14 protein-coding genes are annotated in these 14,852 nt (G+C 62.9%); 7 read left to right on the forward strand and 7 right to left on the reverse strand.

The window, feature by feature from the left end:
• Positions 1-57: 57 nt before the first annotated feature.
• Entirely contained in the window at positions 58-279 is a 222-nt protein-coding gene (locus ACNQP3_RS08460; RefSeq protein ID WP_012271328.1) for a YgdI/YgdR family lipoprotein, read from the reverse strand.
• Positions 280-466: 187 nt separating this feature from the next.
• On the opposite strand from ACNQP3_RS08460, the gene moaB reads away from it, so the two are divergent.
• Positions 467-1,006 carry a molybdenum cofactor biosynthesis protein B gene (gene moaB / locus ACNQP3_RS08465; protein WP_060515774.1) on the forward strand — a complete coding sequence of 180 codons (540 nt, stop codon included), beginning with the start codon at positions 467-469 and terminating at the stop codon, positions 1,004-1,006.
• Positions 990-2,216, forward strand: a complete 1,227-nt coding sequence (gene glp, locus ACNQP3_RS08470) for a gephyrin-like molybdotransferase Glp (protein WP_060494078.1) — start codon at positions 990-992, stop codon at positions 2,214-2,216. The genes moaB and glp overlap by 17 nt, the downstream gene beginning before the upstream one ends.
• Here glp and ACNQP3_RS08475 read toward each other — a convergent pair.
• The gene (locus tag ACNQP3_RS08475; protein WP_012271331.1) at positions 2,205-3,452 is read right to left on the reverse strand and encodes a glycosyltransferase family 4 protein; all 1,248 of its coding nucleotides are present in this window, start codon (positions 3,450-3,452) and stop codon (positions 2,205-2,207) included. The genes glp and ACNQP3_RS08475 overlap by 12 nt on opposite strands.
• 230 nt (positions 3,453-3,682) lie before the next feature.
• Here ACNQP3_RS08475 and yegS point away from each other — a divergent pair, with 230 nt between their 5' ends.
• On the forward strand, positions 3,683-4,570 hold the full coding sequence (gene yegS / locus ACNQP3_RS08480) for a lipid kinase YegS (protein WP_060494077.1): 888 nt from the start codon (positions 3,683-3,685) through the stop codon (positions 4,568-4,570).
• Here the strand turns inward: yegS and ACNQP3_RS08485 are convergent.
• From ACNQP3_RS08485 to ACNQP3_RS08495, 3 genes are all read right to left on the reverse strand, one after another.
• Positions 4,554-5,213, reverse strand: a complete 660-nt coding sequence (locus ACNQP3_RS08485; RefSeq protein ID WP_012271333.1) for a response regulator — start codon at positions 5,211-5,213, stop codon at positions 4,554-4,556. The genes yegS and ACNQP3_RS08485 overlap by 17 nt on opposite strands.
• A complete protein-coding gene (locus tag ACNQP3_RS08490) occupies positions 5,203-6,099 on the reverse strand; it encodes a sensor histidine kinase (RefSeq protein WP_012271334.1) in 897 nt (298 codons plus the stop codon). Before ACNQP3_RS08490 ends, ACNQP3_RS08485 begins: the two co-directional genes overlap by 11 nt.
• Before the next feature lie 365 nt (positions 6,100-6,464).
• Positions 6,465-6,974 (reverse strand): hypothetical protein, encoded by a 510-nt coding sequence (locus tag ACNQP3_RS08495; RefSeq protein ID WP_041166667.1) that lies wholly within the window; start codon positions 6,972-6,974, stop codon positions 6,465-6,467.
• Between the two features lie 350 nt (positions 6,975-7,324).
• On the opposite strand from ACNQP3_RS08495, the gene ACNQP3_RS08500 reads away from it, so the two are divergent.
• Both ACNQP3_RS08500 and ACNQP3_RS08505 read left to right on the forward strand, forming a co-directional pair.
• The gene (locus tag ACNQP3_RS08500; RefSeq protein WP_012271336.1) at positions 7,325-8,260 is read left to right on the forward strand and encodes a chemotaxis protein CheV; all 936 of its coding nucleotides are present in this window, start codon (positions 7,325-7,327) and stop codon (positions 8,258-8,260) included.
• Between the two features lie 55 nt (positions 8,261-8,315).
• Entirely contained in the window at positions 8,316-9,119 is an 804-nt protein-coding gene (locus tag ACNQP3_RS08505; RefSeq protein WP_012271337.1) for an MOSC domain-containing protein, read from the forward strand.
• Between the two features lie 81 nt (positions 9,120-9,200).
• Here the strand turns inward: ACNQP3_RS08505 and ACNQP3_RS08510 are convergent, their stop codons facing one another.
• The gene (locus tag ACNQP3_RS08510) at positions 9,201-11,126 is read right to left on the reverse strand and encodes a transglycosylase SLT domain-containing protein (RefSeq protein ID WP_012271338.1); all 1,926 of its coding nucleotides are present in this window, start codon (positions 11,124-11,126) and stop codon (positions 9,201-9,203) included.
• 221 nt (positions 11,127-11,347) lie between these two features.
• Between ACNQP3_RS08510 and ACNQP3_RS08515 the strand changes: the two genes are divergently transcribed.
• The gene (locus ACNQP3_RS08515) at positions 11,348-13,276 is read left to right on the forward strand and encodes an ATP-binding cassette domain-containing protein (protein WP_012271339.1); all 1,929 of its coding nucleotides are present in this window, start codon (positions 11,348-11,350) and stop codon (positions 13,274-13,276) included.
• Positions 13,277-13,339: 63 nt separating this feature from the next.
• On the opposite strand, the gene ACNQP3_RS08520 is transcribed toward ACNQP3_RS08515, so the two are convergent.
• Positions 13,340-13,780 (reverse strand): universal stress protein, encoded by a 441-nt coding sequence (locus ACNQP3_RS08520; protein ID WP_012271340.1) that lies wholly within the window; start codon positions 13,778-13,780, stop codon positions 13,340-13,342.
• A gap of 110 nt (positions 13,781-13,890) precedes the next feature.
• On the opposite strand from ACNQP3_RS08520, the gene ACNQP3_RS08525 reads away from it, so the two are divergent.
• Positions 13,891-14,328: a hypothetical protein gene (locus ACNQP3_RS08525; RefSeq protein WP_012271341.1), complete on the forward strand. Its 438-nt coding sequence runs from the start codon at positions 13,891-13,893 to the stop codon at positions 14,326-14,328.
• Positions 14,329-14,852: the final 524 nt, after the last annotated feature.

Here is a 14,852-nt window from a genome sequence, read left to right on the forward strand (position 1 = left end):
CGTTTTCGCCAGCAAGCCCTTGTTGTTTAAAGGGCCATTGCCAAAACGGGGGCTTGATCAGAGCTCTTTGACGGTGCGGATCTGGTCCTTGTTCAGGCGCGTGCGCTTGCCGTCCAGCTGCTCGAATTCGTAGAAACCGGAGTCTTCGTCGAACTTCGGCGTGTCGGTGGCCTGGATTTCGCGACCATCGTTAAGGGTAATGACAGTCGGCGATGCACAGCCGGCGAGGGCGCCCAGGCCCAGGGCGAGCAGGAAGGCGGGGAGGGTCCGTTTGATCATCGTGTTTCTCCAAGTGCGATGGTGCTAGATGACATTTATGACGCAGGACGTTAGTGCAAGTTCACTCCCAGTGCAGCATAGCGACGATTTCGTCCCCTTGACCCAGGGCAAGGGCGATGGGCGCAACGCCGGAAAAGGTGCGCTGTGATATAACTGCGGCCATCTCATCTTGTTGTGACGGACCCCCATGAAAGCCAAGGCAGATACCCCCTTCGTGGCGTTGAACATCGCCGTGCTCACGGTCAGCGACACCCGTACCTTCGAAACCGACAGCTCTGGGCAAATGTTCGTCGACCGCCTGAGCGCCGCCGGCCATCGCCTGGCCGAGCGCGTGCTGCTCAAGGACGACCTGTACAAGATCCGCGCCCAGGTCGCCACCTGGATCGCCGACGACAGCGTGCAAGTGGTGTTGATTACCGGGGGGACCGGTTTTACCGGCCGCGACAGCACCCCCGAGGCGGTGGCCTGCCTGTTGGACAAGCAGGTGGACGGCTTTGGCGAGCTGTTCCGGCAGATCTCCGTGGCCGACATTGGCACCTCCACCGTGCAGTCGCGTGCGTTGGCCGGGCTGGCCAACGGCACCCTGGTGTGCTGTCTGCCGGGCTCGACCAATGCGGTGCGCACCGGCTGGGATGGCATCCTTGCCGAGCAGCTCGATGCCCGTCATCGCCCGTGCAACTTCGTGGCGCATCTGAAGCAGGCAGCGGCCTGTGACAGCCGTGGCTGAGCTCAGCCAGGCCCGGCCGCTGATGCCGGTGGAACAGGCCCTGGAGCAGCTGCTGGCATTGGCCGAGGCGGCACCGATCCGCGACACCGAGAACTTGCCGCTGGCCGAAGCCGAAGGCCGTGTGTTGGCCACCGACCTGGTGGCGTCGCTCGACCTGCCGCCCTGGCCGAACAGCGCCATGGACGGTTATGCCTTGCGTAAAGCCGACTGGCAGGGCCAGCCGCTGCCGGTCAGCCAGCGTATTTTCGCCGGCCATGCGCCACAGCCGCTGCAACCGGGCACCTGCGCGCGGATCTTCACCGGTGCACCGGTGCCGGAAGGGGCCGACTGCGTCGAGATGCAGGAAAACACCGAAGTGCTCGAAGATGGCCGGGTGCGTTTTCTCGAAGCGTTGCAAACCGAACAGAACATACGCCCTCAGGGCCAGGAAACCCGCAAGGGCGAACAGGTAATGAGCGCCGGTACCCGCCTCGGGCCGATCGAGCTGGGCCTGGCGGCGACCCTGGGGTATGGCCGCCTGGATCTAGTGCGCAAGGTGAAAGTGGCGGTGCTGTCTACCGGCGACGAACTGGTCGAGCCCGGCCTACCGCTGGGGCCTGGGCAAATCTACAACAGCAACCGCAGGTTGCTGGTCAGCTGGCTGCAGCGACTGGGCTGCGAAGTGGTCGACGCCGGCATCCTGCCAGATGACCTGGCCCGTACCCGCACCTGCCTGGCCGAGCTGGGGGGCGTAGACCTGATCCTGTCCACCGGCGGTGTCTCGGTGGGCGAGGCCGACTACCTTGGTGCTGCCCTGCGCGAAGCTGGCGAGCTGGCGCTGTGGAAGCTGGCGATCAAGCCGGGCAAGCCGCTGACGTTTGGCCACTTCCAGGGCGTGCCGGTGATCGGCCTGCCAGGTAACCCGGCCTCGACGCTGGTCACCTTTGGCCTGCTGACCCGGCCCTACCTGCTGCGCCGCCAGGGTGTGGCCGACGTCACGCCATTGCGCTTCGATATGCCAGCGGGCTTTGACTGGCCCAAGCCTGGGACGCGCCGCGAATACCTGCGTGCGCGCATCGAGCAGGGCCAGGTGCGCATCTACAAGAACCAGAGCTCGGGTGTGCTGCGTAGCGCGGCCTGGGCCGAGGGCTTGGTAGAGGTGCGTGAGGGCAGCACGCCAAAGCGCGGTGACAGCGTGCCGTTCATCCCCTTCAGCGAGTTACTTGGCTGAGCGACCCAGCCAGGCATTGGCCAGCGGCGCGGCCTCGGCCGGGGCCACCTGGGTCAGGCGCATGTGCACATTCTCCAGTTGCTGGGCGGCCACGCTCCAGTCGTGGCGCTGGCGGGCGAACTGGCGCCCGGCCGCGCTCAACTGGCTCATGCGCCAGGGCTGGTTGAGCAGCTGGGTGATCAGCAGCGCCAGTTGGTCACCGTCGTCGCTGCCCAGGTAATGCTCGCCATTGTTCGCGCTCAGGCCTGAAACGCCCTTGCCGGTGGTGATTACTGGCAGGCCGGCGGCCATCGCTTCGAGGATTTTCACCTTCGAGCCACCGGCATAGCGCAGTGGCGCGAAAAACAGCGCGGAGCGCCGCTGCAGTTCACGCAGGTCGGGTCGGTAGCCCAACCACTCGATGCGCGGGTCGTTCCAGTGCAATTTCCAGTTGGCGGGCATTGCATGCCCGGCAATTGCCAGGCGCACCGCTGGGTTGCTCATCCATACCTGCGGCATGATGTCTTCCAGCGCCCATTCGATGGCCTCCAGGTTGGCGCCATATTCGAAGTTGCCGACGAACAACAGGCGTTGGCTGTGCAGCGCAGGTTGTACCTGCTGGTAAAAATCACAATCCACACCATTGACCACCACGTTCACTGGGCGCCCGCTGATCTGGCCAATCAGTTCGGCATCGTGGGTGCTGACCGCCACCAGCTCGGTGGGCTGGCGCAGTACGCGATGTTCCCAGCGCCGATAGCGCCAGCGGTCGAAGGCGTTGAGCGGGCGTAGCCACAGCGGCAGGCGGTCGTGGCAAGCGCCGCCCATAACCGACTCCAAGGTGTGCTCGCTGAGCATGTAGGGCAGCCCTCGGGCCTGCAGGGCTTTTTCGAACGGCTGGAAGCTGTAGCTGTGCTCGATCTGGATGACGTCCCAGGGCTCGTCCAGCAACTGCTCGAAGCGGTGCCGCAGGCAAGAGGAAAGGCCATTGATGATGGCTCGCATGGGGTAGTCGATGATGGGTGAAGCCAGCAGGTTCAGCGGGCTGTGCAGCGGGCGGCGGGGCAAAACGATCAGGCGTTCGAGCAGTGGTTCCAGGGCATCACGAGCGCCATCGCTGAGGGGGATTTTCGACTGCACCAGCAGGGTGATCCGGTGGCCGCGTTGAGCCAGTGCGCGCAGCAAGTGGTATTGCCGGGTCTTGCAGCCGCTGGTGGTCGGCCAGGGCAAGTAAGGCAGTGTCCAGAGAATGCGCATTACCCGGAATCCTCGTGAAAGGTTGCAGATAGCAAAACGCGCCCATTGGCAGCAGTGGGGGAGCCACTGCCGGGCGCGTCCATGGCAAAAGGTGTATCTGCTGAGCATAGCCGGGCATTCCCAGGCGTGGGAAAAATGACCGGCCTGCACGATTCTTTGCCAGGGTATGCAACGATCCGGGCGTGCCAGTGGTCGAGATCTGGGTTGGCCCATTTTACGGAGACGCGCACATGCAAGGGCGCAAGGCAATGCTGGTGCTGCACGGCAAGCAGGCGATGAACGAAGAGGTCCGCAGCGCCGTGCGCGAGCTGCGCGATAGTGGCTGGGTGCTGGATGTACGAGTCACTTGGGAAGCGGGCGACGCCCAGCGGTTGGTCGCTGAAGCACTGGCTGCGGGTTACAGCCATATCGTCGCCGGTGGCGGTGATGGCACATTACGCGATGTGGCCGAGGCCATGGGGTTGGCCGCCACCAGCGCCAGCCTGGCCTTGTTGCCATTGGGTACGGCCAACGATTTTGCCAAGGCCGCTGGCATCCCCCAGGTGCCAGCCTCGGCGCTGGCTTTGTTGAATGTCGCGCCACAACCCATAGACCTGGGGCAGGCTGGTGACCAGCTGTTCCTCAACATGGCCACTGGCGGCTTTGGCAGCCAGGTCACCGCCAATACCTCGGAAGACCTCAAGAAGGTGTTGGGCGCTGCCGCCTACCTGTTCACCGGGTTGTCGCGCTTCAGTGAGCTGCAGGCGGCTTCGGTGGAGTTGCAGGGCCCGGACTTCCACTGGCAAGGGGACTTATTGGCGCTGGGTATCGGCAATGGCCGTCAGGCGGGGGGCGGGCAGGTGCTATGCCCTGAGGCCATCATCAACGACGGTCTGCTTGATATCGCCATCCTGCCTGCGCCACAGGAAGTGGTAGGGGCGCTACGTGACTTGTTGGCCGGTGACGGCCTGTTCATTCGGGCCAGGTTGCCGTGGGTCGAGATCAAGAGCGCGCAAGGGCTGGACATCAACCTCGATGGCGAGCCCTTGCAGGCTGCCAACCTGCGCTTTCAGGCCAGGCCTGCGGCGTTGCGCCTGCACCTGCCGGCCGGGTCGCCATTGCTCAGTCGTCCAGGCTGATGATTTTCTCGCGCACGGCGAACAGCACCAGGCCCGCTACGTCGTGAATTTGCAGGCGCTTCATGATTTGCGAACGGTGGGTTTCAATGGTCTTGATCGACAGGCCCAGGCCTGTAGCAATTTCCCGGGTGGACTTGCCGCGCACGATCAGGCGCAGAATCTCCAGTTGCCGTGCCGTCAGGTTGTGCCGCTCGCCAGCGCTTTGCTTGCCTTGCTTGGTGTGGCGCAGCGCCTGGTTGATGACGGTGTGGGCAATGGCCGGGCTGAGGTAACGCTCGCCGTTGCGCACGGCGCTCAGGGCCTGTTCCAGCTCGGTGGCGCTGGTGTCCTTGAGCAGATAGCCGTGGGCGCCGCTTTCCAGGGCCCGCATGATCAGGTCCGGGTCGGTGTGCATCGACAGGATCAGCACCTTGCACGTGCTGCCGCTGGCCCGCAGCTGGGTGAGAGCGTCCAGGCCGCTGGTCGAACGCATCGAGATGTCCAGCAGGACGATGTCTGGGGCCAGTGTGCGAACCTGTTCGAGCAACTGGCTGCCATCATCGGCTTCGCCGATCACATCATAGCCGGGGATATCGCAGACCAACGCACGTACCCCGGCGCGGATCAATGAGTGGTCGTCTACCAGCAGCAGCCTACAGGTCATGGGCGGGCGTACTCCTGGCGCGCTGCTGGGTGCGCGGAGGCCACGGGAACATCGCCTCGATCTGCGTGCCCAGGCCAAGTTGGCTGGTAATGTCGAGCCTACCCTGCAGCGCGGTTACCCGCTCCTGCATGCCGGCCAGGCCGCGCTGGCCGGCCTCGGCCGGGTGGCGGGCGGGTACGAAACCACAGCCATCGTCGTGGATCGACAAAGTAAGCCCCTCTGGAGTGCGCTGCAGGCGAATGACCAGGTTGTGCGCCTGGGCGTGACGCAGCATGTTGGTCACCGCCTCCTGGGTGATACGGAACACTGCCATGGCTACCGTCTCGTCGATGCCGCCCAGTCGCTGGTTGCACGCCAGGCTCCAGTGCACCCCGCTGCTGGCCAAGGTACGTACCAGGTGCGCACGCAGGCTGGCTTCCAGGCCCAGGCTGGCCAACTGCCGCGGGTTGAGCAGGGCAGATACATCCCGGACGTTGCCCAAGGTGTCATCCAGCGTGCTGCGCAGGGCGTCGCAGTGGTTCTGCAACTCGTCGGGCATGCGCCGCTGCAACCACTGCAATTGCAGCTTGGCGGCGGTGAGCAGTTGGCCGATGTCGTCGTGCAGTTCCCGGCCCAGGTGCTGACGCTCATCTTCCTGCACCTTGAGCATGCGCTCGGCCAGCTCGGCCGGACGCAGGCTGATCGACCTGGCGCCCAGGCCCAGTTGCACAGCGGCGCCCAGCGTGGCGACCAGCTGCAGCATCAGCAGGCTGGGCGGGATTGCCTGATGGGTCAGGTACAGCGCCAGGTTGGCAAGCAGCGAGGCCACGCACAGCCCGACCGTCGTCCAACGCAGCAGGGCAGCGCGGGGGCAGCAACGCAGAGAAGTCTTCAAGCGTGGGAACATAGATAGGGAAGCCACTGAAGTCTTGCTGATGGAGGCCTTGCACAATGCTGGTCAGAGGCTTTGGCGCAGTACTTTCGATATTTTTTTAAACACGTGATCTTGCAACCTTGCTTCCGGTAGCAAGCGTTTGTGGGGGCGCATATTACCACTTCGCATTGCATCGGTCGCGGCTGGGTAACGCTTTGAAACGCCTGCTGGTCGGGCAGTTTCGGGTAGCAAAGTGCCACCCTTTAGTCACTCACTGTGCACTTGTGCTGCAACTAGCGCGGTCAAGTTTCAACGTGACACTGAAAAACTTGAAGCACTTTTCAAGTTCGACCATGGTGGTACTTGAACAAGCAGCCTTAGTTGCACTTCATGCAAAGTCAATACGTGGAGGTAGAGCGGCTGGGGTGCGTGCCGGCTGCCATGTGGCTGTGCGGGTGAATGCACTCGCTGCCTTGCTCATTGCAAAATGCGCAGGCTGGCGCAAAGGGCTGTTGCACGACCTTGGCCAACTCGCCCAGTAGCACCAGCTGCTCGCCGATGTCCAGGTTCAACCGCCCGGTCCGGGTATCTACCAGCTCCAGCTGCCAGGCCAGCAGGGTCAGGCAGGCCCCTATCGCAGGTAGGGCGGCACGTTGCAGGCAAGCACCGTGGCAGGCCGGGGCGAGCAACTGTTGCAGGGCAGTGGTGTAGTGGGCGACTTCACGCAGGCCCAGGCGTGTGGCCTGTCGGGCGAGGCTGTCGAGGGCGTTTTCCAGGCAGCGACAGGCGTCCAGGTCATTGTCGATCAGCTCCAGATGCTGCAGGCACTCCTGGGCCTGGGTCAGCAGCACTTGGGCATCCAGCAGGAAGCCCTGCAGGGCGTCATCGAACGATAAGGCAGTGTCCATCATCAGGTCCCCGCGCGTGGATGAGGCGCGGGGGGCGGGCACGCCAAAACGATAGCTAGCAAAAGCCTGACTCCATTCATGCAATGAGAATGGCGTCACATTAATGGCTAAAGGATATCGCGAACATCAGGTTGCACCCGATTGCTGCTAAGGGTTTCCCTGATGCGAGGCTAGGGTGGGGAACTTTTGCCGAAGCCTTGATTTGCGCTGGATGCCCGCAGTAAAGCATGATGGCATGGTGATATCAATTGCCTTCGCAGCATTTTCCCGCAGGGGTCAAGGTGTGTGTGGAGCCGCCGATACAGGGTAGATGATTTCACTTTTTTCGACTTGAGCCTGGGGGCTTTCCAATGGCTGGCATTCTCGACACGGTAGACCAACGCACGCAATTGGTGGGTGAGAACCGCCTGGAAATTCTGATGTTTCGCCTGGCCGGTCGCCAGTTGTTCGCGATCAACGTGTTCAAGGTGCAGGAAGTGCTGCAACTGCCCAAGCTCACACTGATGCCCCAGCGCCATGCCTTCGTCTGCGGTGTGGTGAACCTGCGCGGGCAAACCCTGCCGGTGATCGACCTGTCCCAGGCGATTGGCATGCGCCCGCTGCAACCGGGGCCGGACAGCACGATCATCGTCACCGAATACAACCGCTCGGTGCAGGCTTTCCTGGTGGGCGGTGTCGACCGCATCGTCAACATGAACTGGGAGTCGATCATGCCGCCGCCGACTAGCGCCGGCCGCCAGCATTATCTGACCGCCATCACCAAGGTCGACGAAAAACTGGTCGAAGTGATCGACGTGGAGAAGGTGCTGGCTGAAATCGTGCCATACAACGCTCGGGTCTCTGGCGATAAACTCGCCGACCCGGTGCTGGCCCGGGCCCGTGGCCGCGAGGTGTTGCTGGTGGATGACTCCAGTGTGGCCCTGGCGCAGTTGCGCGATACCTTGTCCCAGTTGGGCATGAAGCTGCACGTGGCCAGTGATGGTCTGAAGGCGCTGCGCATGCTCAAGGGCTGGGCGGATGCTGGCGAGGACGTGTGCGAGAAGCTGCTGATGGTGTTTACCGATGCCGAAATGCCGGAAATGGATGGCTACCGGCTAACCACCGAGATCCGCAGCGATGCGCGCCTGCGGCCCCTTTATGTGGTGCTGCATACCTCGCTGTCGGGCAGCTTCAACGAATCCATGGTGAAGAAGGTGGGCTGCGACAACTTCCTTTCCAAGTTCCAGCCTGATCGCTTGGTCGACGTGGTCAAGCAACGCCTGTTGCTGGATAGCGCCACTGCGTGAACGTTGAGCCGGCCAAGTATAAGCTTGGCTTTTGGCATGACGCGAGGCAGCAGGGATGTTTCTAAGTGAGTTGTATCGATACCCGGTGAAGTCGGGGCGGGCGCAAAGCCTGCAGACCGCAGCCGTGGGGTTGCTGGGCGTGCAAGGCGACCGCCGCTGGATGGTGGTCGAGGAGGAAAACGGACGCTTCCTGACCCAGCGTGCCTGGCCACAACTTGGCCAGATCGACGCGCGCGAAGACGACAGCGGTCAGTTGCTGCTACAGGCCCCTGGGCAGGATCTGTTGCAGGTGCCTGTGCCGCCTGCGGATGACGCCCTGCGCGGCGTGACCATCTGGCGCGATACCCTGCGTGTGCCGGACGCCGGCGATGCCGCGGCGGCCTGGCTGAGCGAGTTGCTGGGTAAAGCCGTACGCCTGGTGCATTGCCCGGAGCCGCGTGCGCGTTACCTGCCCAATGGTTATGGCTTCAACAGTGATCGGGCGGCGTTTCCGGATGGCTTCCCGTTGCTGTTGATTGGTCAGGGCTCGCTGGACGAGCTCAACCGGCGCATCGGCCGGCCCATGGAGATGCTGCGCTTTCGCCCCAACCTGGTGGTGCAGGGGGCAGCGCCGTTTGCCGAGGATGGTTGGAAGCGAATTCGTATAGGCAGCCTGGAATTTCGCGTGCTCAAGCCCAGTGTGCGGTGCATTTTCACCACCATCGATCCGGCTACCGGGGAGCGCAGTGCCGACCGTGAGCCGATGGCGACGCTCAAAACCTTTCGCGAGAAGGAGGGGGATGTGCTGTTCGGGCAAAACCTGGCGGTGGATGGCAGTGGGCGGTTAGAGGTAGGGATGCAGGTAGAGGTTCTGGAATAGCCGTGTTGCCAGCGCCAGCACTGGCCCTAGTAGGCGCGACACCAGGCCGCTCCTGCAAGGGCTGTACAGGCTCTGCAACCCTTACATGTCGTCGAAATACCGCTCATGCCAATCCACCAGCGGCTGTGGCGAATTCAGCTTCTGCCCGTAGATCACCGAATACGACAGCACGTTCTGCACATACTGGCGTGTTTCGTCGAACGGGATCGACTCCACCCATACATCGAAACTCAGGTGCTTGGCGCCTTTGAGCCACTGACGCACGCGCCCGGGGCCGGCGTTGTAGGCCGCCGAAGCCAGCACTCGATTGCCGTTGAATTGGCTGTGTACCTGGCTCAGGTAGGCCGCACCCAGCTGGATGTTCTTGTCTGGGTTCAGCACTTGCGCGGGTGATGCCAGCGGGATGCTGAACTTGCGCGCGGTCTCTTTGGCGGTGGCCGGCATCAGTTGCATCAGGCCGCTGGCGCCCACCGGTGAGCGTGCGTCTTCCATGAAGGCGCTTTCCTGGCGGGTGATGGCGAATACCCAGCTCGAATGCAGGCCGCGAACTTTGGCCTCGCGTACCAGGGTGTCGCGGTGGGCCATCGGGAAGCGGATGTCCAGGTCGTCCCAGTACTGCGCCTGACTGATGGTACGGATAGCCGGGAAATACCAGCGCAGCTCATAGCCCAGGCGTGCCTGGGCAACCATTTCGTCGCGGGTGAAGTGACGGCTGACGTGGTACCACTCGCGGCGGCCTTCGACGATCTGGCCACGGGCGTGGAATTCCAGTGCGCGTTGAATGCCGGGCGTATTGCGCACCTTTTTGACCAGTTGCGGGCTCAGCGGCAGTGGCTTGTTGTTCAGTTGGTAAGGCGTCTGTGCCCGGTCGGCGGCCAGGAAACCATAGAAGTCGCGTTCACGCGCCACGGTCTTGTACAGCAGTGGAATCTGCGGGTTGTTTGGCTGTGCCAGCTCCAGGCTGCGAGCCTGCCAGTACTTCCAGCGGCTGCTGCTGGCCAGGTCCTGGGGCAGGCGTTTGGTCAACTCGTAGGCGTCTTCCCAGCGGCCCAGGCGCAGCAGCAGGCGCAGGCGCCATTCGCTGACGGTGTTGTCGCGCAGCTCGGGGTCGTAGCGGGTCATGAGGTCGAGCGCGCGCGGGTCGTAACGACGCGCCAGGGTCAGGCCGATTTCGCGGGCGATGGCCACCTTTTCGTCGCGGGAGAAGTGCATGCGCTGGGCGTAGTCGTCGAGTAGCGCCATGGCTCGCTCCGGGTCCTGCCGGGCCAGGCGACGAAGGCCGAGGCTGACCACGTCGGACATCGCTTCGTTGACCGGGGTGAAGCGTGACGGCTGGTTGAGCAGCTCGGGCTTCTGCGCCACGTCGACCAGCAGGCTCCCCTGCGGGCCGAGGGTAGTCAGGGTTTTGACCAGGTTGTTAGCCAGGCCATAGTTGCGTGCTTGGGCCGCCAGTTTGGTGCGTTCCCAGCGCTTGGCCTCGGTCAGCTGGCCTTCGGCTGCCCACATGCCGAACAGTGTGTCGCAGGCAGCGGGTTGCGACTTGCCGACGTTCCACAGCTTATCGGCGGTGGCGTAGCCTTCGGCGCGCAGGCCGTGGCTGAGCTGGTACTGGCCGTTGAGGCAGTCCAGTTCGGTGAAGTTGAGCTTGGGGTCGTAGTACTTGACGAAGGTGTCCCACTCGCCGCGCTCGGCCAGCCAGCGCAACCAACGCAGCTTCATCCAGTTGGCCTGGGGCAGGTCGCCATGCTTGGCGAGAAAACCTTCGATCTCCTGGTTGCTGGCGCTTTTCAGGCGGGCGGTGAGCTCGTCGTAGGCCAGGTAGGGCGTCAGCGGGTAGTCGCTCAGGGCCTGGGCATAGCGCAGGTATGGGCCTTTGTCGCCTTTGGCCAGCGCACGCTTGGCCTCGTCATAATACTGGCGTTGCAGGGTCAGGTCGGTGGCCTGCGCCGCGCAGGTGGCGGCGGTAAGCAGCAGGCAGGATGCAATATGTAACAGGCGGCTGCGCATGATACGTCCGGGCAGTTGAACCATGGGGAAGTGACGGCGGAGCCAGCACTGTTGAAAGCTATTGCCTTAGCTTAGCCGTTTGCCGGCGGCGGGTGAAAGCACTGTGCTTGTATCGGGATATTAAGTACGACCAGATGTCACCTGTCGCTCGCCGGTGGGGCTGGCGGGTGCCGTCGAGGCCCAAGTCAGGTAGAATGCGCGCCCGATTTATGGAGACCAACATGACCCTGCTCAAATTCAGCGATGTGTCCCTCGCATTCGGCGCCATGCCGCTGCTGGACAAAGTGTCCTGGCAGATCGCTCGTGGCGAGCGGGTGTGCATCATCGGCCGCAACGGCACCGGCAAGTCGAGCATGCTGCGCCTGGTCAAGGGCGAGCAGAAGGGCGATGACGGTGAAATCTGGCGTGCCCCTGGCCTGAAGATCGGCGAGCTGCCTCAGGAGCTGCCGGTGGCCGACGAGCGCACGGTGTTCGACGTGGTTGCCGCTGGCCTGGACGGTGTGGGCGAGTTGCTGGCGCAGTTCCATCACCTGAGCATGAACATCCAGGGCGACGAAGACCTGGAAAAACTCATGCACGTTCAGCACGAGCTGGAAGCCCGTGACGGCTGGCGCCTGCAGCAGGTGGTGGAAAGCACCCTGAGCCGCTTGCAGCTGCCGGCCGACAAGACCCTGGCCGAGTTGTCCGGTGGCTGGCGCCGCCGTGTGCTGCTGGCTCAGGCTCTGGTGTCCGAGCCCGACCTGCTGCTGCTCGATGAGCCAACCAACCACCTGGATATCGGCGCCATCGCCTGGCTTGAAGAGGCCCTGCGCGGCTTCAACGGCGCGGTGCTGTTCATTACCCACGACCGTTCCTTCCTGCAGAACCTGGCCACCCGTATCCTTGAGCTGGATCGCGGCGGCCTGATCGACTGGAACGGCGACTACGCCAGCTTCCTGGTGCACAAGGAGGCCGCATTGGCCGCCGAAGAAACCGCCAACGCGCTGTTCGACAAGCGCCTGGCCCAGGAAGAAGTGTGGATTCGCCAGGGTATCAAGGCCCGGCGTACCCGTAACGAAGGCCGCGTGCGTGCACTGAAGGCGTTGCGTGTGGAGCGTGGCGAGCGCCGTGAGCGCCAGGGCAAGGCCAACATCCAGATCGAAGCAGCGGACAAATCCGGCAAGCAGGTGATGGTGCTGGAAAATGTCAGCTTCCATCACAAGGACGGTCCCCTGCTGGTCAAGGATTTCTCCATGGTCCTGCAACGCCAGGATCGTATCGGTCTACTGGGCGCGAATGGTACCGGCAAGACCACGTTGCTCAAGATGATGCTGGGCGACCTTGAGCCCACCGCGGGCAAAGTGGAGCGCGGTACCAAGCTTGAGGTGGCCTATTTCGACCAGATGCGCCACCAGCTCGACCTGGAAAAGACCGTGATCGACAACCTGGCCGAAGGCCGCGATTTCATCGAGATCGATGGTCAGAACCGCCACGTGCTGAGCTACCTTGGCGATTTCCTGTTCAGCCCCCAGCGTGCGCGCACGCCGGTCAAGGCGCTGTCGGGTGGTGAGCGTGCGCGGCTGCTGCTGGCCAAGCTGTTCAGCAAGCCGGCCAACCTGCTGGTACTCGACGAACCGACCAACGATCTGGATGTGGAAACCCTCGAGCTGCTCGAAGAGGTGCTGTCCAACTACAAGGGCACCGTGCTGATGGTCAGCCACGACCGGGCCTTCCTCGACAACGTCGTCACCAGCACCCTGGTGTTCGAAGGCGAGGGCAAGGTGCGTGAGTATGTGGGTGGTTACGAGGACTGGATTCGTCAGGGCGGCTCGCCGAAACTGCTGGGCGTGACCGAGAGCAAAGGTGGCAAGTCCGCACTCAACAGCGCGGTTGTGGAGAAGGTCGAGGCCAAGCCCGCGCCCGTTGCGGCACCAGTGGTGGAAGAGGCTTCGAAAAAGAAACTCAGCTACAAGCTGCAGCGTGAGCTGGAGATGCTGCCAGGGCAGATCGACGAAGTTGAACAGCGCATGGCTGAGGCTCAGGAAGAAGTGAATGCGGCGGGCTTCTACCAGCGGCCGATCGCGGAAACCTCGGCAGTGCTGGCCAACATCGAGAAGCTGCAAGGTGAGCTGGATGCGTTGGTAGAGCGCTGGGCTGAGCTGGAAGGCTGATCGGCGTCAGCCAGATCTGGCCTCCTTGCGGGCAAGCCCGCGAAGAGGCCAGATCTGGTTAAGTCATTCTTTCTTCAGCAGGCGTACCGCCAGCACATCACACGGCGCGCCATGCAGCACGTCATTGGCCGTGGAGCCCAGCAGCAGCGCCAGACCATGACGGCCATGGCTGCCGACCACGATCAGGTCGCAGTTCTGGTCCTTGGCCAGCTGGTGGATTTCCTGGCGCGGTTGGCCGTAGGTCAAGTGGGAGTCGCCGCGCTTGATGTCCGGGTATTTATTGAACAGGCGGTCCATGCGCTCTTTGGCCTGGTCGAACTGCTGCTGTTGCAGTTGCGACAGGTCCATCGGCACGTCACCGCCAAATGCCATGGCCATCGGCTCGACGATGTGCACCAGCGAAACCTTGGCGTTCGAAGGCGCGGCCAGCGCCATGGCGCGCTTGATCACCGGGTCGCATTCTTCGGTCAGGTCGACGGCAACCAGAAGATGTTCGTAGGACATGAGCGGTACTCCTGACAATCGCGATAGAAGAAGTATGGTCGCTTTCGGGCGGGTCTACCGTGAAAAATGGCTAACCAGCTCATTTGCAACGCTTTATGGGATGTACTGATATGACGGTATTGCTGGTGGTGTCAATCCTTGCGCTGATTCTCAGCCCGCTTTCCTGGCTGCGCAGCTCGCGCAAGCAGAGCGAGCAGATGAAGCTGCGCCTGGAGGCGCGGCGCATGGGCCTGGCCATGCAACTGGCGCCGCAGCAGTGGCCGCACTGGCTGGAAAAGGAGCCGCCAAGCCCTTGCCCGCAGTACCACCGGGCCAGGCGCCGTGGGCATGAGGACAGCTTTAGCTTCTGGCAGGTCAGCCCGGGGGTGTGGTGGAACCAGTGGCGCGAACCCTGCGAAGACCCGCGCTTCATGGAGGCGTTGGCGCGCCTGCCGGCGAGCGTCTACAAGGTCGAGGCCGATGCGCGGATGATTGCCTTGTACTGGACCGAACGGGGCGATACGGCTGTATTGCAGGATGTTGCCTACGCCCTCGAAACCCTGGCCTGAGTCCTGCCTTGCTCCCGCAGGGTAGGCGTCACGCGCGATAAACCTGTTCTCAAACGACAAAGCGGCGGCTTGGCAGAACCCTGAAGGGGTGGGGTGCCAAGTCGCCGCTTTGCGTTCTGCTGCGCAGAAAAGGCCAGGCAGGCCGGGTATTCATTCAAGCAAGTGCCAGTGTAGCCGCCCGCGCTTGCCACGCAAGCCGAAAGTTGCAGCACACTGCCAGCGCGTGTGGTCAATCGCTGACATGAATGCTCGGCGATCACTGTCATCATGTTTTGTACCCATCCGATACAAAATGACTGGAAAGTCGCGTTTTCCCCGTGCTCGTGAGCATTTGACAACGCCGATCTTTTCGGAGAATGTGTGCACACCCAAATCAAACGGGCGTATGAATTGAGCGTTTGTATGTCATGACGCCAAGCCATACTTCCGACTAGCGCGCTGACGGGTGTGCCTGGGGCAGGGCAGCTAGGCCTGCTTTTGCTGCAGCGATCGGCGTGTACAGTTCAGCTTCCATATCGTGGAGA

Origin of the sequence: Pseudomonas sp. LFS074 (assembly GCF_047978165.1) — a bacterium.
Classification (GTDB): domain Bacteria; phylum Pseudomonadota; class Gammaproteobacteria; order Pseudomonadales; family Pseudomonadaceae; genus Aquipseudomonas; species Aquipseudomonas putida_P.